Annotated in this window: 24 protein-coding genes and 1 tRNA gene; 17 read left to right on the forward strand and 8 right to left on the reverse strand. The window is 70.9% G+C overall.

Annotation, left to right across the window (positions count from 1 at the left end; translation table 11 throughout):
- Window positions 1-124 precede the first annotated feature (124 nt).
- On the forward strand, window positions 125-421 hold the full coding sequence (locus tag ACHAAC_RS02810; RefSeq protein ID WP_435714411.1) for a HigA family addiction module antitoxin: 297 nt from the start codon (window positions 125-127) through the stop codon (window positions 419-421).
- Window positions 422-444: 23 nt separating this feature from the next.
- Here ACHAAC_RS02810 and ACHAAC_RS02815 read toward each other — a convergent pair whose 3' ends face one another.
- A complete protein-coding gene (locus tag ACHAAC_RS02815; protein ID WP_435714412.1) occupies window positions 445-1470 on the reverse strand; it encodes a hypothetical protein in 1026 nt (341 codons plus the stop codon).
- Between the two features lie 52 nt (window positions 1471-1522).
- Here ACHAAC_RS02815 and ACHAAC_RS02820 point away from each other — a divergent pair, with 52 nt between their 5' ends.
- The 5 genes from ACHAAC_RS02820 (at window position 1523) to pstB (ending at window position 6588) form a co-directional block, all read left to right on the forward strand.
- Window positions 1523-2449 (forward strand): NUDIX hydrolase, encoded by a 927-nt coding sequence (locus ACHAAC_RS02820; protein ID WP_435714413.1) that lies wholly within the window; start codon window positions 1523-1525, stop codon window positions 2447-2449.
- Window positions 2450-2593: 144 nt separating this feature from the next.
- On the forward strand, window positions 2594-3694 hold the full coding sequence (gene pstS, locus ACHAAC_RS02825; RefSeq protein WP_435714414.1) for a phosphate ABC transporter substrate-binding protein PstS: 1101 nt from the start codon (window positions 2594-2596) through the stop codon (window positions 3692-3694).
- 86 nt (window positions 3695-3780) lie between these two features.
- Window positions 3781-4728 (forward strand): phosphate ABC transporter permease subunit PstC, encoded by a 948-nt coding sequence (gene pstC / locus ACHAAC_RS02830; RefSeq protein ID WP_435714415.1) that lies wholly within the window; start codon window positions 3781-3783, stop codon window positions 4726-4728.
- Window positions 4728-5804, forward strand: coding sequence for a phosphate ABC transporter permease PstA (gene pstA, locus ACHAAC_RS02835; protein WP_435714416.1), 1077 nt, complete (start codon window positions 4728-4730; stop codon window positions 5802-5804). The genes pstC and pstA overlap by 1 nt, the downstream gene beginning before the upstream one ends.
- A gap of 4 nt (window positions 5805-5808) precedes the next feature.
- Entirely contained in the window at window positions 5809-6588 is a 780-nt protein-coding gene (gene pstB, locus ACHAAC_RS02840; RefSeq protein ID WP_435714417.1) for a phosphate ABC transporter ATP-binding protein PstB, read from the forward strand.
- A gap of 3 nt (window positions 6589-6591) precedes the next feature.
- Here pstB and ACHAAC_RS02845 read toward each other — a convergent pair whose 3' ends face one another.
- The 3 genes from ACHAAC_RS02845 to ACHAAC_RS02855 all read right to left on the reverse strand — a co-directional run bounded on the left by ACHAAC_RS02845 (window position 6592) and on the right by ACHAAC_RS02855 (window position 8463).
- Window positions 6592-7596, reverse strand: a complete 1005-nt coding sequence (locus tag ACHAAC_RS02845) for an inorganic phosphate transporter (protein WP_435714770.1) — start codon at window positions 7594-7596, stop codon at window positions 6592-6594.
- Between the two features lie 20 nt (window positions 7597-7616).
- Window positions 7617-8234 (reverse strand): DUF47 domain-containing protein, encoded by a 618-nt coding sequence (locus tag ACHAAC_RS02850; protein WP_435714418.1) that lies wholly within the window; start codon window positions 8232-8234, stop codon window positions 7617-7619.
- Window positions 8235-8313: 79 nt separating this feature from the next.
- Complete coding sequence (locus ACHAAC_RS02855; RefSeq protein WP_435714419.1) at window positions 8314-8463, reverse strand: hypothetical protein; 150 nt, start codon at window positions 8461-8463, stop codon at window positions 8314-8316.
- A gap of 204 nt (window positions 8464-8667) precedes the next feature.
- On the opposite strand from ACHAAC_RS02855, the gene ACHAAC_RS02860 reads away from it, so the two are divergent.
- From ACHAAC_RS02860 to ACHAAC_RS02890, 7 genes are all read left to right on the forward strand, one after another.
- The gene (locus ACHAAC_RS02860; RefSeq protein ID WP_435714420.1) at window positions 8668-9855 is read left to right on the forward strand and encodes a sensor histidine kinase; all 1188 of its coding nucleotides are present in this window, start codon (window positions 8668-8670) and stop codon (window positions 9853-9855) included.
- A gap of 153 nt (window positions 9856-10008) precedes the next feature.
- Entirely contained in the window at window positions 10009-10539 is a 531-nt protein-coding gene (locus ACHAAC_RS02865) for a TasA family protein (protein ID WP_435714421.1), read from the forward strand.
- Window positions 10540-10681: 142 nt separating this feature from the next.
- Complete coding sequence (locus ACHAAC_RS02870) at window positions 10682-11374, forward strand: signal peptidase I (protein ID WP_435714422.1); 693 nt, start codon at window positions 10682-10684, stop codon at window positions 11372-11374.
- 80 nt (window positions 11375-11454) lie between these two features.
- Window positions 11455-12984: an Ig-like domain-containing protein gene (locus ACHAAC_RS02875; protein ID WP_435714423.1), complete on the forward strand. Its 1530-nt coding sequence runs from the start codon at window positions 11455-11457 to the stop codon at window positions 12982-12984.
- The gene (locus tag ACHAAC_RS02880; RefSeq protein WP_435714424.1) at window positions 12984-13364 is read left to right on the forward strand and encodes a hypothetical protein; all 381 of its coding nucleotides are present in this window, start codon (window positions 12984-12986) and stop codon (window positions 13362-13364) included. The genes ACHAAC_RS02875 and ACHAAC_RS02880 overlap by 1 nt, the downstream gene beginning before the upstream one ends.
- A 1-nt stretch (window position 13365) precedes the next feature.
- A complete protein-coding gene (locus tag ACHAAC_RS02885; RefSeq protein ID WP_435714425.1) occupies window positions 13366-14109 on the forward strand; it encodes a response regulator transcription factor in 744 nt (247 codons plus the stop codon).
- Window positions 14102-15307, forward strand: a complete 1206-nt coding sequence (locus tag ACHAAC_RS02890) for a histidine kinase dimerization/phospho-acceptor domain-containing protein (protein WP_435714426.1) — start codon at window positions 14102-14104, stop codon at window positions 15305-15307. The genes ACHAAC_RS02885 and ACHAAC_RS02890 overlap by 8 nt, the downstream gene beginning before the upstream one ends.
- Here the strand turns inward: ACHAAC_RS02890 and ACHAAC_RS02895 are convergent.
- Together ACHAAC_RS02895 and ACHAAC_RS02900 are read right to left on the reverse strand one after the other, a co-directional pair.
- Window positions 15304-15585, reverse strand: coding sequence for a metal-sensitive transcriptional regulator (locus tag ACHAAC_RS02895; RefSeq protein WP_435714427.1), 282 nt, complete (start codon window positions 15583-15585; stop codon window positions 15304-15306). The genes ACHAAC_RS02890 and ACHAAC_RS02895 overlap by 4 nt on opposite strands.
- Window positions 15585-15986, reverse strand: a complete 402-nt coding sequence (locus tag ACHAAC_RS02900) for a DUF302 domain-containing protein (protein WP_435714428.1) — start codon at window positions 15984-15986, stop codon at window positions 15585-15587. Before ACHAAC_RS02900 ends, ACHAAC_RS02895 begins: the two co-directional genes overlap by 1 nt.
- A 453-nt stretch (window positions 15987-16439) precedes the next feature.
- On the opposite strand from ACHAAC_RS02900, the gene ACHAAC_RS02905 reads away from it, so the two are divergent.
- Window positions 16440-16512 (forward strand) — tRNA-Lys (locus ACHAAC_RS02905).
- A 129-nt stretch (window positions 16513-16641) separates the two neighbouring features.
- On the opposite strand, the gene ACHAAC_RS02910 is transcribed toward ACHAAC_RS02905, so the two are convergent.
- Entirely contained in the window at window positions 16642-17892 is a 1251-nt protein-coding gene (locus tag ACHAAC_RS02910) for an MFS transporter (RefSeq protein WP_435714429.1), read from the reverse strand.
- Window positions 17893-18043: 151 nt separating this feature from the next.
- Between ACHAAC_RS02910 and ACHAAC_RS02915 the strand changes: the two genes are divergently transcribed.
- Entirely contained in the window at window positions 18044-18697 is a 654-nt protein-coding gene (locus ACHAAC_RS02915; RefSeq protein WP_435714430.1) for a TetR/AcrR family transcriptional regulator, read from the forward strand.
- A gap of 187 nt (window positions 18698-18884) precedes the next feature.
- On the opposite strand, the gene ACHAAC_RS02920 is transcribed toward ACHAAC_RS02915, so the two are convergent.
- The gene (locus ACHAAC_RS02920; protein WP_435714431.1) at window positions 18885-19502 is read right to left on the reverse strand and encodes a GNAT family N-acetyltransferase; all 618 of its coding nucleotides are present in this window, start codon (window positions 19500-19502) and stop codon (window positions 18885-18887) included.
- Window positions 19503-19587: 85 nt separating this feature from the next.
- On the opposite strand from ACHAAC_RS02920, the gene ACHAAC_RS02925 reads away from it, so the two are divergent.
- Both ACHAAC_RS02925 and ACHAAC_RS02930 read left to right on the forward strand, forming a co-directional pair.
- Window positions 19588-20085: a DoxX family protein gene (locus ACHAAC_RS02925; RefSeq protein WP_435714432.1), complete on the forward strand. Its 498-nt coding sequence runs from the start codon at window positions 19588-19590 to the stop codon at window positions 20083-20085.
- Window positions 20086-20197: 112 nt separating this feature from the next.
- Entirely contained in the window at window positions 20198-21553 is a 1356-nt protein-coding gene (locus tag ACHAAC_RS02930; protein ID WP_435714433.1) for a DUF222 domain-containing protein, read from the forward strand.
- The last annotated feature ends 44 nt before the right edge of the window (window positions 21554-21597 follow it).

Consider the following 21597-nt stretch of genomic DNA (forward strand, 5'->3'; position numbering starts at 1 on the left):
GCGTGGTCGGGGAGGACGCGGCGCAACCAGGGGAGCACTGACGTTTGGTGATAGTATCGTGTTGCGTCAGCAGTGACGGTGATCCGGTCGCCCGCGAACCGCGGCACCGAGAAGGGGTCAAGCCATGACCACGGCGCACGAGCCGATCACTCCCGGCGAGATCCTGCTCACCGAGTTCCTGGAGCCGCTGTCGATCTCGCAGTACCGCCTCGCCCAGGCCACCGGGCTTCCCCAGACCCGCATCAGCCAGATCGTCCGTGGCAGGCGTTCGATCACCACCGAGACCGCCCTTCGCCTGTCCCGGGCCTTGGGCACCGACGACCGGTTCTGGATCAACGTCCAGATCGACTACGACCTCGAGGTCGAGCGCGACCTCCAGGGCGCCGAGCTGGCCAAGGTCATCCCGCTCGTCGCCAGCTGACCGGGCCGTCCTTGGCCTGGGGCTCAGCAGCTGGCGAAGAGCAGTGGGCCCTGGCCGGTCATGATCACGTCGGCGCCCGGGTCGTGCCCGAAGCGCAGCAGGGTCGTGGCGGCGTCGACGCGGACGTCGTCCAGCCGCAGCGCGTCCTCGACCTCGCCGACCCGGCCGATGAACGGGCCCGCGGAGACCGTCTCGCGCACCGAGGCCTGCTCGCGGGCGGTGCCCGGAGACTCGAAGCGCAGCGCGAAGGTGACGTCCTGGGCATCCACGCCCTCGCCACCGCGGTCCACCAGCCCCCGGCCGCTCGCGGCGTAGGCGCTCAGTCCGGCCGTGCCGTCCAACGCCACGCTCGCCTGCTGCCGGGCCTCGTCGTCCGGCATCGCGGTGGTGGCGCAGCCAAGGCCCGACCGCTCCAGCAGAGCCGTCTCGGAGCCCGCCAGCGAGGAGGCCACGTCGACCAGCTCGCGATCACGCGTGACCGCCGGCGCACCCGAGCGGACCACGTCCTCGACGGCGGCGCCCGAGGGCGGCGCGTCCGTCATCACGACGAGGCCCTCCCGGCCCAGCACGCGCACGTTCTGCAGGATGGTGCTCAGGCCCAGGTCCTGCAGCTGTGCCGGCCCCAGGGTCCACCAGTCGTCCTCCCGGGTGAACCCGGTGGCCTCCAGCCCGTCCTCGACGTCCCCGGCGCTGACGGAGCGGTCCAGCTGCACCACGAGCGCGCCCCCGCCGGGAGCCTGGCCGTACACCTCCCACTCGGCGTCCAGGACCGACCAGCCGAGCTGGTCCTGCATCGGGTCCTCGAAGCCGTACAGCTCCGAGCGCGTGGCGACGTCGCGCTCACCGAGGTCGTCGTGGGCCACCGGCCCGGAGCGCAGGGTGGACCAGTCGGTGAACCCGACGACCCGTGTCTCCTCCGGCAGGACCGCAAGCGCCGCGGTCAGCGCGGGCGTGGGGGGCGTCGACAGCGAGCGCGCGGCCCAGCCACCGGCCACGACGACGGCGATCACCAGCACGGCGACGAGCGAGGAGCGCACGGATCGGCTCACGTCTGCACCTCCCTTTACCTCGTGGACACCTACGCAGGGGACAATACGACCCATGGCACGTGAACGACTGGTGACCGCAGCGGGTGCCATCGTCTGGCGCCGCCGCAGGTCCGAGGCCGCCAGCAGCCGCCGGGCCGTGGAGGTCCTGCTCGTGCACCGGCCGCGCTATGACGACTGGACGTTCCCCAAGGGCAAGCCGGACCCCGGCGAGGACCTGCTCACCACGGCGGTCCGCGAGGTCGCCGAGGAGACCGGTGAGGTCGTCCGGCTCGGCGTCCCGCTGCCCGACGCCCGCTACCACGTCTCGGCCGGTCCGAAGAGCGTCAGCTACTGGGTGGGGCGCAGCACGGGACAGACCGATCCCCCCTTCACGTCCAACCGCGAGGTCGACGAGGTCCGCTGGGTCCGCCCCCGCGACGCGCGGGCGCTGCTCACCTACGAGCACGACATCGACCTGCTCGAGGCCTTCACCGACCTGCGCGACACCAAGACGCACCGCGCCCGCACGCTCGTGGTGCTGCGGCACGCCAAGGCCCGCGCCCGGGACTCCTGGACCGGTCCGGACGCCGACCGCCCACTCACCGGAGCCGGGGAGCAGCGTGCCCTCGACGTCGCGGACCTGCTCACCGCCTACGGCGTCCGCCACGTCGCCACCAGCCCCGCCGTCCGCTGCGCCCGAACCGTCGAGCCGTTCGCCGGCCTGGCGGAGGTTCCGCTGGTCACCGACGCCCGCCTCACCGAGGACGCCCGCCCGGCCGACGTCCGCCGCAGCGTCGCCGCCCTGCTGGACCGCAAGAAGCCAGCGGTGCTGTGCACCCATCGGCCGACGCTGCCCTGGGTGCTCGCGGCACTCGACCTCCCCGACGTCGACCTCGCCCCCGGCGAGGGGCTGGTCGTGCACCACCGCAAGGGCGTCGTGCTCACCACCGAGCCGCTGGGCAAGCCACAGCCGCAAGAGCGCACCGTAGCCACGCAGTGACGTGGGGCACCCCCTGACCTGCGGGGAGCCCCCACCCTTCGACGATCGTTCACGCTCCGTTCACCGTCTGCGGGCCGTCGATACACCTGCCCTGCTTAGCGTCTGGTCTGTCATCAGATTGTTGAACCAGAGAGGGAACCCCCCGTGAACCGCATCAAGCTGCGCAGCGTCGCCCCCGTCGCCGCTGCCATCACCCTCGGTCTGAGCCTCACCGCCTGCGGCGCCGGCAACGAGGACTCCGGGTCCGGCTCCTCCGACGGCGACGGCGTGTCCGGCACGCTCGCCGGCGCCGGCGCCAGCTCGCAGGAGTCCGCCGTCCAGGCGTGGCGCGCCGGCTTCCAGGAGGCCAACCCCGACGCCACCGTGAACTACGACCCGATCGGGTCCGGCGGCGGTCGCGAGCAGTTCATCTCCGGCGGCACCGCCTTCGCCGGCTCCGACGCCTACCTCGACGACGAGGAGCTGACCGCCGCGCAGGAGCGCTGCAGCGGCGGCGAGATCGTGGAGGTCCCGAACTACGTCTCCCCCATCGCCGTGGTCTACAACCTGCCCGGCGTGGACACCCTGAACCTCACCCCCGAGGCCATCGGCGGCATCTTCCAGGGCGAGATCACCGAGTGGGACGACCCGGCCATCGCCGAGGAGAACCCCGACGCCGAGCTCTCCGGTGCCATCACGCCGGTGCACCGCTCCGACGCCTCGGGCACCACCGAGAACTTCACCGACTACCTCGACGCCGCCTCCGGTGGCTCCTGGAGCGAGGGTGTCGTCGAGGAGTGGCCCATCGACGGCGGCGAGGCTGCCGAGCAGACCTCCGGCGTCGTCTCCGCCGTCACCAACGGCGAGGGCACGATCGGCTACGCCGACGCCAGCCAGGCCGGCGACCTCGGCACTGCATCCGTGCAGGTCGGCGAGGAGTTCGTCGAGTACTCCCCGGAGGCCGCCGCGGCGGTGCTGGACAACTCCGAGCAGGCCGAGGGACGCGGCGAGACCGACATTGCGATCGAGGTCGACCGCGCCGTCGACGAGGGCGCCGTCTACCCGATCGTCCTGGTCTCCTACATGATGGCGTGCCAGACGTACGAGGACGAGGAGGAGGCCGAGCTGGTCAAGTCCTTCCTGAGCTACGTCGTGAGCGAGGAGGGACAGCAGACCGCGGCCGAGAACGCCGGCTCAGCCCCGCTGTCCACCGAGTTCCAGGAGCAGGCCACCACCGCGATCGAGACGATCACCGCCGGTAGCTGACACCATGGGCCCGTGGGTCCGTCGAGACTGATCGACGGACCCGCGGGTCATCCTCATCCCTCCCCCCGAGCCCGAGAGGTACGACGTTGAGCACGACCACCCCGCAGCAACCGCGCCAGGCCAAGCCGGTCCAGCGCCGCGGTGACCGCGTGTTCGCCGGGCTCTCCTACGGCGCCGGTCTGCTGATCCTGCTGACGCTCGCCGGGGTGGGGATCTTCCTCACGATCGAGGGCATCCCCGGCATCACGGCCTCGCCGGACGACGTCAAGAGCGGCGAGGCGTTCCTGCCCTTCGTCGTCCCGCTCGTCTACGGCACCCTGCTGGCCGCTCTCATCGCGCTGGTGATCGCCGTGCCCGTCGCCGTGGGCGTCGCACTGTTCATCTCGCACTACGCACCCCGCCGCATCGGCGCCCTCTGCGGCTACGTCATCGACCTGCTGGCCGCCGTGCCGAGCGTGGTCTACGGCGCCTGGGGCATCGCGTTCCTCGCCGGACAGCTCGTCGGCCCCTACAGCTGGCTCGAGCGCAACCTCGGCTTCCTGCCCTTCTTCGCCGGCCCCGCCTCGGCCACCGGCCGCACCATCCTGACCGCCAGCCTCGTGCTCGCCATCATGATCCTGCCGATCATGACGGCCATGTGCCGAGAGATCTTCCTGCAGACCCCCCGCCTGCACCAGGAGGCCGCTCTCGCCCTGGGAGCCACCCGGTGGGAGATGGCGCGGATGGCGATCTTCCCCTACGCCCGCTCGGGCATCGTCTCGGCCTCGATGCTGGGGCTCGGCCGCGCGCTGGGCGAGACGCTCGCCGTCGCGATGGTCCTGTCCGCGACCGGCGTCATCACGATCGACCTGATCAGCTCCACCAACCCCTCGACGATCGCGGCCAACATCGCCCTCAGCTTCGGCGAGGCGAGCGGCCTGACGGTCAACGCGCTCATCGCGTCCGGCCTGGTGCTGTTCGTGATCACCTTCCTGGTCAACTTCGCGGCCCGCAGCATCGTGGACCGCCGCAAGGAATTCTCCGGAGCGAACTGATGACGACGACGCTCGAGCCCCAGACCCCCCGGCCTCCCCAGGACGTCGCCACGTCCCTGCGGGGCAGCACGCTGCCGCCGAGCGCGGGACGCGTCGTCGTCGGCGTCGCCCTGAGCGCCGCGCTCCTGGCCTTCCTCAGCGGGATCGGCCCGGTACGCTCGGTCCTGCTCGGCTGGCTGGTCCTCGCCGCCCTGCCGGCGTGGTCGGTCGTGGTGGAAGGCCGCCGCAAGGCCGTGGACCGGCTGGTCACGCTGCTGGTCTGCTCCACGTTCGGCATCGCGCTGGTCCCGCTGGTGAGCATCATCTGGACGGTGGTGAGCCGCGGCGCCCCGGTGCTGAGCGCGGAGTTCTTCACGTACTCCATGCGCAACGTGGTCGGTGAGGGCGGCGGCATCTACCACGCCACCATCGGCACGCTGCTGATCACGGGCGCCGCCGCCGTCATCAGCATCCCGATCGGCCTGTTCGCGGCGATTTGGGTCGTGGAGTACGGCGAGGGCAAGAAGATGGCCCGGTGGATCCGCTTCCTCGTGGACGTCATGACCGGCATCCCCTCCATCGTCGCCGGCCTGTTCGCCTACGCGCTGTTCGTGCTGGTCTTCGGCCCGGGCGTACGGCTGGGCATCGGCGGCGCCGTGGCCCTCTCGGTCCTGATGATCCCCGTCGTCGTGCGATCCAGCGAGGAGATGCTCAAGCTCGTCCCGAACGAGCTGCGCGAGGCCGCCTACGCGCTCGGGGTGCCCAAGTGGCGCACCATCTCCAAGGTCGTCCTCCCGACGGCCCTCGCCGGCATCGTCACCGGCATCACGCTGGCCGTCGCCCGCGTCATCGGCGAGACGGCCCCGCTGCTCATCATCGCCGGCATGACGGACTCCGTGAACGCCAACCTCTTCGACGGCCGGATGGCGACACTGCCGGTCTTCGCCTACACCTCGATCCGCAACCCGGGTGTTCCTCCCGAGTTCAGCCTCGACCGCGCATGGGGAGCGGCCCTCATGCTGCTCATCATCGTGATGGTGCTGAACCTCGTCGCCCGACTCGTGTCCCACTTCTTCTCACCCAAGGGCGAAAGGTAGACCCATGGCCAAGAGCATCGACGTCTCCGACCTGAACATCTACTACGGCGACTTCCTCGCCGTGGAGGGTGTCAACGTCCCGATCCGCGCACGCTCCGTGACCGCGTTCATCGGTCCGTCGGGCTGCGGGAAGTCCACCTTCCTGCGTTCGCTGAACCGCATGCACGAGGTCATCCCCGGCGCCTACGTCGAGGGCAAGGTCCTCATCGACGGCGAGGACCTCTACGGCGACGAGATCGACCCCGTCAACGTGCGCCGGATGATCGGCATGGTCTTCCAGCGGCCCAACCCGTTCCCGACGATGTCGATCTACGACAACGTGCTGGCCGGGCAGAAGCTCAACAGCAAGCGGATGAAGAAGTCCGACTCCGACGCGGTCGTCGAGCGCTCCCTGCGGGCGGCCGGTCTCTGGGCCGAGGTCAAGGAACGCCTGGGCAAGCCCGGTTCCAGCCTGTCCGGCGGCCAGCAGCAGCGGCTGTGCATCGCGCGCGCCATCTCGGTCGAGCCCGAGGTGCTGCTCATGGACGAGCCGTGCTCGGCCCTGGACCCGATCTCCACGAGCGTCATCGAGGACCTGATCCACGAGCTCAAGGAGAGCTACACGATCGTCATCGTCACGCACAACATGCAGCAGGCTGCCCGCGTCTCCGACGAGACGGCGTTCTTCAACCTCTCCGGCGTCGGCAAGCCGGGCAAGCTCGTCGAGCACGGCGCCACCGAGAAGATCTTCTCCAACCCCGACGACTCCGCCACCGAGGCCTACATCCAGGGCCGGTTCGGCTAGGCCCTACGGCAGGAAGATCCGGGCGATGAAGTAGGTCCCCGCCGCGACGCCACCGGCCGCCGGGATGGTGATGACCCAGGCCATCACGATGCCCTTGGCGACGCCCCAGCGGACCGCGCTGAAGCGCTTGGTGGCCCCGGCGCCCATGATGGCCGACGTGATCGTGTGCGTCGTCGAGACGGGCGCCTGCAGACCGATCGCCATCACGTAGAGCACCGTGGCGGCGGTGGACTCCGCCGCGAACCCCTTGGGCGGGTCGAGGTCGATGATGCGTCGTCCGAGGGTGCGCATGATGCGCCAGCCGCCGGAGTAGGTGCCCAGCGCGATGGCGGTGGCCGCAGCGACGATGACCCAGAGCGGGACGTCCGACCCGTCCTCGAAGCCACCGGCCACCAGCGCCAGGACGATGACACCCATCGTCTTCTGCGCGTCCTGCAGCCCGTGGCCCAGCGACATCGCGGCGGCCGAGATGGTCTGGGAGAACCGGAAGCCGCGGCTCACCTTGTGCGGGTTGGCCTTGCGGAAGATCCACAGGATCGACGTCATGACGGCGAAGGCGCCGAAGAACCCCAGCAGCGGCGACAGGACCATCGGGATGGCCACCTTGTCCACCATCGTGGTCCAGTCCACCGTCGTGGCCGACGCGACGCCCGCTCCGACGATGCCGCCGATGAGGGCGTGTGACGAGGACGACGGGATGCCGAAGTACCAGGTGATGAGGTTCCAGGTGATGGCGCCGATGAGGGCGGCCATGACGATCGTCAGCGCGTGGGCGGAGTCCACTCCCCCGGGCCCCGCGGCCTCCTCGATGTCGATGATGCCCTGGATGGTCTGGGCGACGCCGACACCCAGCAGGGCACCCACGAAGTTGAGGATGGCGGCCATCGCCAAGGCGACGCGAGGCGTCAGCGCTCGTGTCGAGATCGAGGTGGCGATGGCGTTCGCGGCATCGTGGAAGCCGTTGGTGTAGTCGAAGATCAGCGCGATCGCGACCACGGCGATCACCATCGCCAGGACGAGGTCCACGCTCAGGACTCCTTGACCGCGATCTGCTCCACGGTGTTGGCCACGGACTCCAGTGCGTCGATGGCGTGCTCGAGGGAGTCGACGATGTCCTTGAGCTTGAGCACCTGCAGCGCCTTGTGCTGACCGTTGAACAGGTCCGCCAGGATGCGGCGGTAGGAGCGGTCGCCCTGGTTCTCCAGCCGGTTGATCTCGATCCAGTACTCCTCGAGGTCCTTCATCGTGCGCAGGCGGGGCATGGCGTCGGCGGTCAGCTCGCAGGCGCGCTGGAGCACCTCGATCTGGTCGGCGACCTGCGCCGGCAGCTCGTCGACCTCGTACAGGCCGATGAGGTCGACGGTCTCCTCCATGTAGTCCATGACGTCGTCGAGGCTGCTGGCGAGGCGGTAGATGTCCTCGCGGTCGAACGGCGTGACGAAGGTGCTGTTGACCCGCTTGACGATGCGGTGGGTGATCTCGTCCGCCTCGTGCTCGGCGTCACGCATCTGCTCACCGAGGGCCTTGCGGTCGGCGTTGGGGTCGAGGACCTGCGACAGCAGGGTCGATCCCTTCACCAGCTGGGAGGCCGATTCTGCGAAGAGATCGTAGAAGCTGGTCTCCACCGGTCTGATGCGAATGCGCACGCCACCACTCCTGTCAGGACGATTATGGCCTCGCCCATGCTAGGGCCACCCCGCACACAAGCGTCAATCGCCCGCGAGATCAAGCCGAGGCGATGCCCAGGATCTCATCGACCTCGCACTGCGTGAGCGGTCCGGCCGCCTCCGACGCTGCGATCATCACCCTGCTGACCAGCTCGATCTCATCGAGCGCGGCGTCGTCGCGCAGTCGTTCGTCGAGGGGCTCAGGCATGGCGGTCTCCGGATCGTGCTCTCCGGCGGGGGACACGGAGGATGCTCCGAGAATAGCGCCCACCACCACTGCAGGGCAGATGAACCGCCACATCCACGGGTCGAGGCGTGAGCCGTGGACGGGCCGTGGGTTACCGTGCTCGCGTACGTGAGCGTCCACGCCGTCTCGGGAGACTCCATGTCACACAGCGCACCAGCGTCGACGGTGCCTGCACGTGAGGCCCAGCTCGACCGCTACGCGGTGCTGAGCGACCCGCCGGGCGAGGACCTGCAGGACCTCGTGGACCTGGTCGCGGACGTGTGCGACGTGCCGACGGCGGCCATCAACATCCTCTCGCGCAACCACCAGCACCAGGTCGCCACCGCCGGCTTCGACGCCTCGGTGTGCCGCCGGGAGGACTCGATGTGCGCGCTGGTGCTCGACGAGCAGGCGCCCGTGGTGGTGCCCGACGCGAGCCTGGACCCCCGCTTCGCCGAGAACGCCTTCGTCACCGGCGAGATCGGCTCCGTCCGCTTCTACGCCTCCTCGCCCCTCATCACTCCGGACGGCTTCGTGCTGGGACGGCTGTGCGTGTTCGACCTGCAGCCGCGCACCCTCACGCAAGGCCAGGAGCGCGCGCTCATGACGCTGTCTCGCCAGGTGATGGACGTGCTGGAGCTGCGCTACCGCGGGCGGGAGCTGCAGGAGAGCCTGGCTGCGCTCACCGCCGCCCGCGACGAGCTGCGTCGCTCCAACGAGCACCTCGCGCACTTCGCCGGTCAGGTCAGCCACGACCTGCGCAACCCCCTGACCGCCATCCTGACGACGGCGGAGATGTTGGCCGCAGAGCCGGCCGTCGAGGGTGACACGGAGCTGGTCGCGATGGTCGAGGCCGTCGGCCGGGCGGGACAGCGGATGAACGGGATGATCGAGGAGGCCCTGCAGCTCGCCCTGGAGGGTGGACGGCTGCGGATCACCGACGTCGTGCTGGACACGGTCGCCGAGGCGGCTCTGGAGGACCTGCGGCCCGTCGTCGACCGAAGCGCCGCCGAGGTGTCCCTCGTGGACCTGCCGACCGTCGAGGGTGACCCGGACATGCTCTACTCCGTCCTGCTGAACCTGCTCGCGAACGCGCTCAAGTTCGCCAGGCCCGAGGTCCCTCCGCGGGTGAGCGTCTCGGCCGAGCGGCACGCGGGCCACTGGCGGGTGCGGGTCGACGACAACGGCCGCGGCATCGCGCCCGATCGGCGCGAGCACGTCTTCGGCCTCTACGAGCGGGCCGCGTCCGACGTGGACGGCCATGGCATCGGTCTCGCCACGACGCGCCGCCTCGTGGAGGCCCACGGCGGCCGGTGCGGCGTCGACGACTCCCCCCTGGGCGGCGTCGGCGTCTGGTTCGAGCTCCCGGCCTGAGCCGGTTCCGGCGACACGCGCCGGACCCGTTCCACACAGTTCGAAAGTGTGGACTCGGTGGAGAAGTCGTGTGGCTCTCGTGTGGATCGAGCCTTCATAAGGTCGGAGACATCACCTAGACCTTCGCAGGACCCACACCCCAGGAGAAGCCAGATGAACGCCAAGAAGAAGATCCTCGTCCCCCTCGCCACGCTCGTCGCCGCCGGCGCCGTCGTCATCGGCTCCGGTGCCACCTTCACCTCGACCACGGCGAACTCGGTCAGCTCGGTCACCTCCGGGTCGCTGAGCCACACGAACTCCAAGGCCGACGCCGCGATCTTCGACCTCGGCAACATCAAGCCCGGCGACGTCGTCAACGGCGGCCTGGTCATCACCAACACCGGCTCGCTCGACGCGGCCTTCAGCCTGACCGAGACGTCCTCCACCAACGGCTTCGCCAGCGACAACCTGACGCTCGAGATCACCAACACCACGACGGGTGACGAGGTCTTCTCCGGCACCTTCGGCGAGCTGGTCGACGGCCAGAAGTCCGCCCTCGGCACCATCACCGCCGGCGACGCGAACTCCTTCGTCTTCAGCGTCACGCTGGACCAGGACGCGCCCAACAGCCAGCAGGGCAAGACCGCCTCCGCGGCCTACCAGTGGGACTCCGTCCAGCTGGACGCCACCACCACCAACCAGTGATCCACGGGCCGGGACGACCCACCCCTGGTGGTTCGTCCCGGCCCCACCACAGCAGGGGCGCCCCGGGCGAGGGAGGGGGCGCCCCTGCTCTCTTCCCGCCACACCCCGCCACACCCCGCCACGCCACGACAGGAGCACCCCGATGAGCAGCACCGAGCAGCCGGCCCGCAGCCGCACCGCCCGCGTCCTCTCCGGGCTGGTCCACCTCGTGCTGGTCGCCGCCACCCTCGCCGGCCTGGCCTACCTGGCACCGGCCCTGTTCGGCTACGAGCGCTACGTCATCACGGGCGGCTCGATGTCCGGAACCTTCGAGAAGTACTCCGTCGCCTTCGAGAAGCAGGTCGCGGTCGAGGACCTGGCGGTCGGTGACGTCATCACCTACCAGCCGCCCGCCGACAGCGGGGTGACCTCCCTGGTGACCCACCGCATCGTCGATGCCGACGTGAGCGAGGCCGGTGCGCGCCTGTTCACCACCCAGGGCGACGCGAACCCCGACCCCGACCCGTGGACGTTCACCCTCGTGGAGGGCACGCAGCCGGTCGTCCAGCACACCGTGCCGCTGCTCGGTCACGTGTTCGTGGCCCTGGCGGACCGGGACACGCGGATGCTCGTCATCGGGGCCCCCGCCGCCCTCATCGCCCTGGCCAGCCTGGTCGAGCTCGCCAAGGCGCTGCGACCGGCACGACCCGGTGGCCGGCGCCTGTCCGCCTCGGGCGACCCGATCGTCCCCGCGCCGCCGAACGCCGTGGTTCCCGACCCGGTGCGCGGAGCGTCCGCTCCCATGCGCCCGCTGGTGCCGGTCGGGGTGCTGGACCCCGAGCCCCTTCGCGGCTGACGCGATCCGTCCGACCTTGTGGAACGGGCGTCGATCTCGTGTGGGACGAGCGTGGATCGCTCCTGCGTAGCGTCAGAACCATGGAGCACACCCCCCGCCACCGAGAGCAGAGGAACCGCGTGAAGCGCTACGTCCTCATCCTCGTGCCCCTCGGCGTCCTGCTGGCCGTGGCGATCCTCGCGGTGCCGGGCCTGTCCTCCGCCACGTTCACCTCCAGCACCTTCTCCGGCACCGGCACCGTCTCCGCCGCCGACGACTGGACCCCGCCGACGGTCTCCCTGCAGACACCGCCGGCCGCCGTCCGCGGCACCGTCACCGTCACGGCCACCGCCTCCGACGCCGGCTCCGGCATCAAGGACGTCCGCATCGAGCAGCGAGCCGCCGGAAGCGCCGACTGGACCACGGTCTGCTCCGTCGCCTCCGCGCCGTACACCTGCTCGACCGACACGACGGGCGCCACCAACGGCTCGTACGACCTGCGCGCCATCGCCACCGACAAGGCCGGGAACACCGCCACGTCCGCCACCGTGCGCACCCTCGTGGACAACCAGGCGCCCACGGTGACGATGACCGATCCCGGCAACCAGCTCAGCGGGACCCGCACCTTCGCCGCCACCGCCACCGACGCCCACTCCGGTGTCGCGCAGGTGGTCATCCAGGCCTCGTCCAACGGCAGCACCTGGTCCACGATCTGCACCGACTCCTCGAGCCCGTACTCGTGCGAGTACGACACCAAGCAGCTCACCGGCGGCACGTACTCCTTCCGCGCCGTGGCCACCGACAAGGCCGGCAACACCGCCACCTCGGCCCTCGTGACCAACCGGGTGGTCGACAACGCCGTCGCGACCGTCACCCTCGCCGATCCTGGCGCTCACCTCGCCGGCACCGTGAACCTCACCGCCACGGGCACCTCGACGGCCGGCGTGAAGTCCGTCGCCATCCAGCGCAGCCCCGCCGGCGCCAACAGCTGGACCGATGTCTGCTCCGACACCTCATCGCCCTACGCCTGCTCATGGGTCACCACCACCGGCACGCCGGACGGCCTCTACGACCTGCGCGCCGTGCTCACCGACACCAACGGCAAGACCACGACCTCCGCCGTGGTCGCCAACCGCCGCGTGGACAACTCGCCGTTGACAGCCGTGGACATCCAGACCACCAACGGCGGGACCGCCGGACGACCCGACGCGGGCGACACCGTGATCTACACCTTCAGCCGCCAGGTCAACCCCGCGAGCATCGTCTCCGGATGGAACGGTTCCTCGCGGGCGGTCACGGCCAGCCTGGACGTCGGCTGGTTCGGCAGCATCAGCTCCTTCGAGGTCGACGGTGCGAACCTCGGCCGGATCGACCTCGGGGCCCGCTACAACGCCACGCTCAACAACAACATCTCCATCGGCTCGACCATGACGGCCAGTACCGAGACGGTGGACGGCGTCCCCCGTACGGTCGTCACGGTCCGGCTCAACTCCGTCTCCGGATCGACCGTGACCGTCGCGAACAACGCGACGATGACCTGGACCCCGTCAGCGGCTGTTCGGGACCTGCTCAGCCGCGCAGCCTCGGGTGCAGCGGTCATCGAGTCCGGGACCGCGGACCGGGACTTCTGATGCGGCCCCACCGGACCGTCCGGCTGGCCGCCCTGGCCACGACCGCCTCCGCCCTCGTACTGATCGCCCTCGTCGTCGACTCCACGCCCTACGTCCTGGTGGCGGGTGCCGCCGTGGCAGCGACCTCCCTCGTCGCGGCGGCCAGGATGTGGCGCTGCCACTGCCCGGAGTCCCGCCTGCTCGCCTCGATCACCGTGCTGACGGCGGCGGCCGGGGCACTCATCGTGACCACCGTGGGGCTGCCCGGGGAGGCGGCACGGCCTCTCGACGGTGGTGCCGTCGCCCTGGTCTGCCTGGGGCTCGCCGTGCCGGCACTCCTGGCCGCCGACCGTCTGCGCCGTGCCGCCGCTCCCACCGCCAGTTCGCCCTATGCTCTCTGAGATGCCTCACCAGCTGCTTCTCGTCGAGGACGACGACCAGATCGCCACGCCCCTCATCCGCACGCTCGAGCGCGAGGAGTACCTCGTGGAGCGGGTCGACACCGGGACGGCCGCCCTCGAGCGGCTGGAGAGCGGCGGCGTCGACCTCGTCCTGCTGGACCTCGGGCTCCCCGACGTGGACGGACTCGAGGTGTGCCGACGGGCCCGGGGCTCCGGATTCGAGGGCGGCATCCTGATCCTCACTGCCCGCGGAGGCGAGCTGGACCGCGTCGTCGGGCTCGACGTCGGCGCCGACGACTACCTGGCCAAGCCGTTCCCGCTCGCAGAGCTGCTCGCCCGCGTCCGTGCGCTGCTGCGGCGCAGCGTCGGCCGGCCCGCGGCTGCTGCGCCGACCGAGCCTGCCGCCGCGAGCCCGACGACGACACCGAGCACCACTCCCCCGTCCGAAGGCGAGCTGAGGATCGACCCGCAGGCCCGACGTGCGTGGGCGGGCAGTGCCGAGCTCGCCCTCACCGCCAAGGAGTTCGACGTCCTGGCGCTCGTCGCGTCAGAGCAGGGCAACGTCGTCACCCGTGAGCGGGTCATGGACGAGGTCTGGGACGAGAACTGGTTCGGCTCCACCAAGACGCTGGACGCCACCCTCGGCCGGCTGCGGCAGAAGCTCGACGACGCCGGAGCCCGCTCCCGCGTGACGACCGTTCGCGGCGTCGGGTTCCGGTTGGAGAGCGACACCCTGGATGCGTGAGCGGCTGGTGGTCGCGTTCGTCGGGCTCACCGTCGTGGTGCTCGCCCTGTTCGCGATCCCTCGCGCGTACGCCACGGCCGACCTGGTGCAGGACCAGGACCGACGCGAGGCCGCGCGCGCCGCGTCCACCGTCGCCACCGTCGTGCAGAGTCGGACGGCAGAGGGCTCCCCCGTCACGGTGGACCTGCTGGAGTCGTTGCTGGAGCAGGGGGAAGCCGTCACCTACACCGACGCCGACGGCAACGTGGTCATGGCCGGATCCACCGACGGAGGCAGCGGCGTCACCGAGCCGCTGCCCGACGGCGGCACCGTGGTGCTCAGCCGGTCCCACCGGATCGTCGACGACCGTGTGTCCGAGGCGTTGGTGCCCCTCGTCCTGCTGGTGATCGCCCTGGCAGCCGGGGCCGGTCTCGTCGGCCTGGTGCTGGCCGGACGCCTGGCTCGCCCGTTCCGCGAGCTGGCGGGCGCCACCGAGGCCTTCACCGGGCAGGGGGATGCACGCGAGCTCCCGTCGTACTCCGTGCCCGAGGCCGAGCGCCTGCGCCTCGCGCTGGGTGGCGCCGTGCTGCGCATCCGCGACCACGTCGAGCGCGAGCGGTCCCTCGCCGTGGACGCCTCGCACGAGCTGCGGACCCCCATCACCGCGCTGCGGCTCTCCCTGGAGGACCTCACCCTCTGGAAGCAGACGCCCCCGGACGTGTCGGCGGAGCTGCAACGCTCCATCGGTGAGCTGGACCGGCTGACCCTGGCGGTGGACGGGCTGCTCGATCGCGACAACGAGGACGCGCTCGACCTCGACCTCGCGGCGCTCGTCCGCGACGGGGTGAAGCGCTGGAGGACGCGGGCCGGGCTCCGCGGGCGCGACGTGCGGGTGAGCAGCACCGGCGTGGTCGCCGCCCGGCTGGAGGTTGCCGGGGTCCTGGAGGTGCTGGAGGTGCTGCTCGAGGACGCGGCGCGTCGTGGCGAGGGCGCGATCGGCGTCGACGTGCGCGCGGTGGACTCCGTGCTGCGTGTGGTGGTCTCCGACGAGGGGGACCGGCGAGTCCCCACGGGGCAGGTGCACCGTGGCGCGACGGGGAGCGCCGAGCCCTTGGCCGCCGCGGCGCAGGTCGCGGAGTCCCTGGGGGGTCACCTGCTCGTCGAGGACACCCAGAACCACCGGGTGGCGCTCGTCCTGCCGTCGGCGCAGGGTTCCTAGGCCAGGGCGAGGAAGAGCTTCTCCATCTTCTTGGCGTCGACGCCGTCGGGCCCGTCGCCCTCGGTGAGGCAGTGCTGCATCCCCGTGGCGACGATGGCGTAGCCGGCCCGGGACAGCGCCTTGTCGACCGCCGCCAGCTGGGTCAGGACGGCCTCGCAGTCCGAGCCCTCCTCCATCATCCTGATCACGCTGCCCAGGTGGCCGTGAGCACGCTTCATGCGGGTGATGATCGCCTTGATCTCGGCGGGCTCCAGGCCCATCGCCTCCGCGCCGGCCATCAGGCGACCCGCACGGCCTCGAGCGCACCCACGAGACGCGTCCGTGCGTCGGCGGCCACGTCGAGCAGGGTGTCCGAGGCGTCGGCCGCCAGCGCCGTCATCGCTCGGGGGTCGAAGGCCTCCACGACCGTCTCGTCCCCGGCACGGCGGACCACCACGTTGCACGGCAGCAGGGCGGCGATCGACGGGTCCTCCTGCAGGGCCCCGTGCGCCAGCTGCGGACGACACGCCCCCAGGATGATCTGGGGCTCGACGTCGACGTCGAGCTTGGCCTTGAGCGTCGCCCTGATGTCGATCTCGGTGAGGACGCCGAAGCCGGCCTCGGCCAGCTGGTCACGCACCAGGGCCACGGTCTCGTCGTAGCCGTGCCGGGTGGTCACCCTCATCGTCAGGTCAGTCATGGGTCCTCCTCGTCGTCGCGTGGGCGGCTTCCCACCCCCTGAGTGTATCCCCCCGGGGGGATACACTCGCTGTTGACGCCCGGCGTGCCCCTCGACCGCGAGGGACCGAGCGTCCATGACGCGAGGAGTACGCGATGTGCCGAGCCGTGCGATGCAGGACCTGCGGGAGGACGACGTGGGCGGGGTGCGGCCAGCACGTCGATGCCGTCATGGCGCGCGTCCCGAAGACCGAGCGATGCCCCGGCCATGCCCCGGCCGAGCGGTCACCCGGTCGCCTCGCCCGCCTCCTCGGTCGTGGATGAGCCGCCATCTCCCCGCGCTGGGGGTGCACCGTGCATCGCCTTCTCGCGATGTCCTTCCCGTGGCCGGCGTCCGGGGCAGACTGCCGCCCGGTCTTTGAGAGACTGACGCCGTGACGTGGCGAGGCCTCTCCCGGCGGTGCTCCCACATCTCGGGCCCCTAGCTCAATTGGCAGAGCAGCGGACTTTTAATCCGCGGGTTCAGGGTTCGATCCCCTGGGGGCCCACCGCACGCACGATGCTCGAACCCTTGCCAGCAGCAGCGTTGGCATGCTCTCCCCCCGTCCCGGCCCCGATCGTCGTGTCCAGCACCTCGATCCGGGCCTTCCGCGGCGCCACCTCGCGATCGTCGCGCCTCACGGGGCGGTCTGCTCGTGACCGCGGGGCACCGTGAACGGCACGAGCAGCGCCCCGACGACGGCGATGCCCGCCAGGACCGCGAAGGCCGGCGCGTAGCCACCGAGCGGTCCGGCGAGCGCGGCTCCGGCCCAGGGCGCGACGGCTGCGGCGATCATGATGGGCGCGGTCAGCAGGCCGTTGTGGTGGCCGAAGTCCACCGTGCCCCACCGGTCGCTCACGGCCGTCGCCTGCAGGAGCGTGGCGGCACCACGGGCCGTCCCGGCAAGGAAGGAGATCACGGCCAGCAGCACGACCGGGCCCGGCACCACCGCGAAGGCGGCCGTCGTCACCACCACCAGGCCGAACACCGACGCCGTGCGCGGCACGAGGCCCGTGCGGGTGGCCAGCGGTGCGTACACGAGCCGCCCCACGACCTGCCCGACGCCACCGATGCCGAGAACCCAGGCCGCGGCACCGACCGACACCCCCTGCTCCACGAGGAGCGGGACGAGGTTGACGAGCACCGCGTACAGGGTGAACGAGACCAGGCCGAAGCTGAGCGCGAGCACGACGAAGGGCCGCCGCCTCGACGCCGCATCGGCCTTGCGCGTCGCACGGTCGACCGACCGCTCGGGCCGCCAAGGGTGGTGCAGACCGATCGCATGCGCCGGGACCGTGATCGCCGCCAGGACGACCGCCAGGACGAGGTACGTCTCCCGCCAGTCGAGCTGGGTGGCGATGGCGGCCGTCAGCGGGGCGAAGACCGTGCTGGCCAGGCCGGCGACCAGGGTGATCGCGGTCAGCGCCCTGACCCGACGGCGCACGTCCGACCCCGCCCACCCCGTGACCGCCGCGAACGACGGCGCGTAGAGGACCGCCGCCATCGCGACTCCGGCCACCGCCCAGGCGAGGAGGAACAGCGGGTAGGTCGGGGCGAGCGCGATGCCGCACAGGGCCGGGCCGGCAAGCAGGGAGCCCGTGGTCATCACGGCCCGCGGGCCGAAGGCGTCCATCAGGCGGCCGGCCGGCACGCTTCCCACGGCGCACACCACCTGGCCGAGGGAGAACGCGGCGACGACGCCCGGCGTCGACCACCCCGTGTCGGCCACGATCATCGGCGACAGCACCGTGAAGGCGTAGTAGAGGACGCCCCAGCTCACGATCTCGGTCAGGCACAGGACGCCGACGACCCGGCGCAGCGCGGCCACGCCGAGGATGCCGTGCTGCGGAGTCTCCGACGCGGGCCTCCCGTCCTGGCGGCCCCGCATCTCGTCGTCCCCCTCTGCATAGCGCCCCGTTCCCGGCCCCACGGCGCAGGACGGCCAGCACGCCCACCCTATCCATCGACGTTCGTCGATGCGAGGTCCTCGACCACCGGGCCAGGCCTCCCGCGCGGGTCGTGCGCGGCATGATGACCCCATGACCGATGCCCCCCGACGGCGCCCCCGCAAGGACGCCCTGGCCAACCGCCAGCGGATCCTCGACCACGCGGAGCGTGTCCTCAACGCCGAAGGACTCGACGTCAGCCTGCACCGCATCGCCGAGGAGCTCTCGATGGGCATCGGGACGGTCTACCGGCACTTCCCCACCCACGACGACCTCCTGCTGAGCCTGTACCACCGCTTCCAGGAACGGATCGTGGCCGCGGGTGAGGACCTGCTGGAACTCGACGACGCCTACGAGCGGGTCGTGCGCTTCATCGACGTCTCCGTCGACTTCTCGGTCGAGTCACCCATCGCTCGCGCCGTGGGAGCAAGGATGAAGCGCGTCTTTCCCGAGGAGCTCCGCGTCAGCCCGGCCGCCGCCGTCGTGATGGAGGCCGTCACCCAGGCCCAGGCGGAGGGGAAGATCCGCGACGACGTCGACGCGACGGACATCGCCGTCCTCGCCGGGATGCTCGCCGACCTGGTCTGGCTCCAGGAGCCCGAACGGACCGTCCTGCTGCCCCGGATGCGCGCTCTCGCCCTGGACTCCATCGCCCCGTCCGGCGCCGCGCTGCACCCGCTGCCCTCCCACGCGATCTCCGCCGAGCAGCTCACGCAGGTGGCGCACCGACGACGACGGCCTTCCTGATCTGGACAAGCGGACATTTTGTCCGCTACGCTGGTCGCCTGGCGCTCGACGGTCGGGACTTCGTCCGTCGACGTCACCTCGAGCCGTGGCGCCGAAGCCTGGGCGTCACGCAGGCCGGCACCGGTGCCAGCTCGACTCTCCCCGGCACCGGTGCCGGTCTCTCTCGCCGCCGGCATCACTCTCGGGGTCAGCGGCGGGCGCCCCGGTCGATCGAGGACGACGCCCGGGGCGGTCGATCGAGCCGCATCACGACGTGGTCCGGCGGGTCGATCGGGTTGTCCGGCTGCAGCTGGGCCGTACCCACTCGACGGAACCCCGCCCGCTCCAAGACCCGCCATGACGGCCGGTTCCCCGCCGCGACGGGAACGATGATCGCCGGGCAGTCGTCGAAGTGCGCCCATGTGTCGCGAGCGAGCGCCGCGATGAGCCGGGGCCCCAGACCTCGCCCCGTGTCAGCGAGATCGCCGATGAGGTAGTCGATCGTCACGGCGCCCTCGGGCACGTCCGTCCACGGCGCGATCTCCGACAGCTCCTCGGGGTAGTCGTGCCATCGAGATCGTTGCAGGTGCGCGACCGGGCGACCGTCGATCTCGGCGACGAGGTCCTCGCCGGGCTCCTCACCGCGCAGAGACGGCCCGAAGTTCCGCTCCATCGCCTCTGGCGTCGACTCCTGGTGCCACCAGCGAAGGACGTGTGGATGGGCGAGCCATCGGGCGAGCAGGGCGAAGTCCTCGGCCGACACCGGCCGGAAGGTGACCTCCCCGGCCGAGTCGCCACCCGTGTCCCCGCTCGCGTCACTGTCCACGATGATCCGACCCTCCACGTCCGCCCGGGGTTCTCACATCGTAGGAGATCGGAACGACCGGGGGGAGGTGATCCATGATGGGGGCATGGACCTCGACCTCGCCCAGCTCGTCATGCGCCTCACGCTCGGGTCCGTCTTCCTTGCCCACGGCTGGAACCACGCCTACGGCCCCGGAGGTCTGGACGGCACCGCGGGCTGGTTCGAGAGCCTCGGACTCCGGCCGCCGCGCCTGCAGGCCGCCGTCTCCGCCTACCTGGAGATGGCCGTCGGGACGGCCCTGCTGCTCGGCCTGCTCGTGCCCGTCGCCGCGGCCGCGGGGATCGGCGTCATGGTCACGGCGTACGCCACGGTGCACCGCCCCAACGGCTTCTTCATCATCAAGGAGGGCTATGAGTACGTCTTCGTGCTCACGGCCGCCCTCACCGCGCTCGCGATGCTCGGCGCCGGCAGCTGGTCGCTGGACGGCGTGCTCGACATCGACCTCAGCGGCTGGGCCGTCGGCGTCGGTGCACTCGGCTCAGGGATCCTGGGCGCCGTCGGGATGCTCGCGGTCTGCTGGCGACCCCCGCTCGACGACGACTGACGCCGCCCGGACGCTTCGTCCACAGGTCGGTTTCGTCTCTCTTGAGGGTGTCGGTAGTGGGCTCTATGATGGGAACATCCACTCGATAACGGATGTCTGGAGGCAGAGTCCCGTGACTGCACCCCTGCCGGAACCGACCACCGTCACTGATGGTGTGGTGACCAAGCTCGCGCGGGTGCACGAGATCCTGGGCTCGATCAGCACGGCCGACTACGCCCGACTGGCCGGTCGGGAGCAGCGTGAGGCGGCCGGTTCGCTGGCGAGACTGAAGGCGCGGGTCACCGCGCACGAGCTGGCTGCCGTGGCCGCGGTGGAGTCCTCCGGAGCGGCCCGCCGCGAGGGCGCGAGCAGCACCGGCTCCCTGTTGGCTGGTGACTTCGGTCGAGACCGTCGTGGTGCCGATGCCGTGGTGCGACAGGCCAAGCAGATCACCACGACGCCCCAGACCCACCAGGCGATGGCCAACGGCAGGCTCTCGACCCGGCAGGTGAAGGCGATCAGCCGAGCCCTGGACCAGCTCCCCAAAACCATCACCGCCGCCCAGCGTGAGGCGTGCGAGACGCAGCTCGTCGAGGACGCACCCCGGATGGACCTCAAGCAGTTCGAGCGCCACGCCGACCGGGTCGTGGGCCACTTCCTGACCGAGTCCGACGACGATGATGCCCTGGACGCGGCCGAGAACGACCTCGTCGAGCAGCGCGAGAAGAAGGCATGGGCCGCGGCGGAGTTCTGGATGGGACCCGCCACCGACGGTCTGGTCAAGGGTGGATTCGCCATCCCCGAGGCCCAAGCAGCCCAGCTGCGCGTGGCAATGGACGCCCTGTGTGCACCACAGGTGGAGATCACCAGCCCCACAAACCTCGCCCGCCGAGCTGGTGAGGTCCTGCTCGACGAGCGCCCCTCTTACCGGACTCGACAGGGCTGGGCCTTCACCTACCTGTGCGAGCTCCTGCCCACCGAGAAGCTCCCCGAGACCAACAACCTCGGACCCATCCTGACCATCAACCTCGACCTCGCCACCCTCCTCGAACGACTCAAGGTGGCGACCCTCTCCACCGGAGAACGGATCTCCGCCGGACAAGCCCGGCGCATGGCCTGTGAGCACAGGCTCCTGCCCGCGGTCTTCGGCGGAGAGTCGCTCCCGCTGGACCTGGGACGCGACAAGCGACTCTTCACCCTGGCCCAGCGCCAAGGCCTCGCCCTACGCGACCGCGGATGTGTGTTTCCCGGCTGCGACAGACCACCGGGCTGGTGCGTCGCCCACCACGCCAGACGCACCTGGGCCGACGGTGGAGGCACCGACCTCCACGACGGCGTCCTGCTCTGCCCCCACCACCACCGGATCCTGCACACCGACGGCTGGGACATCATCTTCAACGAACGAGGCCACCCCGCGTTGATTCCACCGGCATCACTCGACCCCGATCGCCGGCCCAGGCTGCACGACCGCTTCAGAACCCACGTCTGACGTCCCTAGGAGGGCTCTGCCTTCCCACGCGCGTGGGCAAGGTC

It is taken from the genome of Aeromicrobium sp. CF4.19 (genome assembly GCF_051262555.1).
GTDB lineage: Bacteria > Actinomycetota > Actinomycetes > Propionibacteriales > Nocardioidaceae > Aeromicrobium.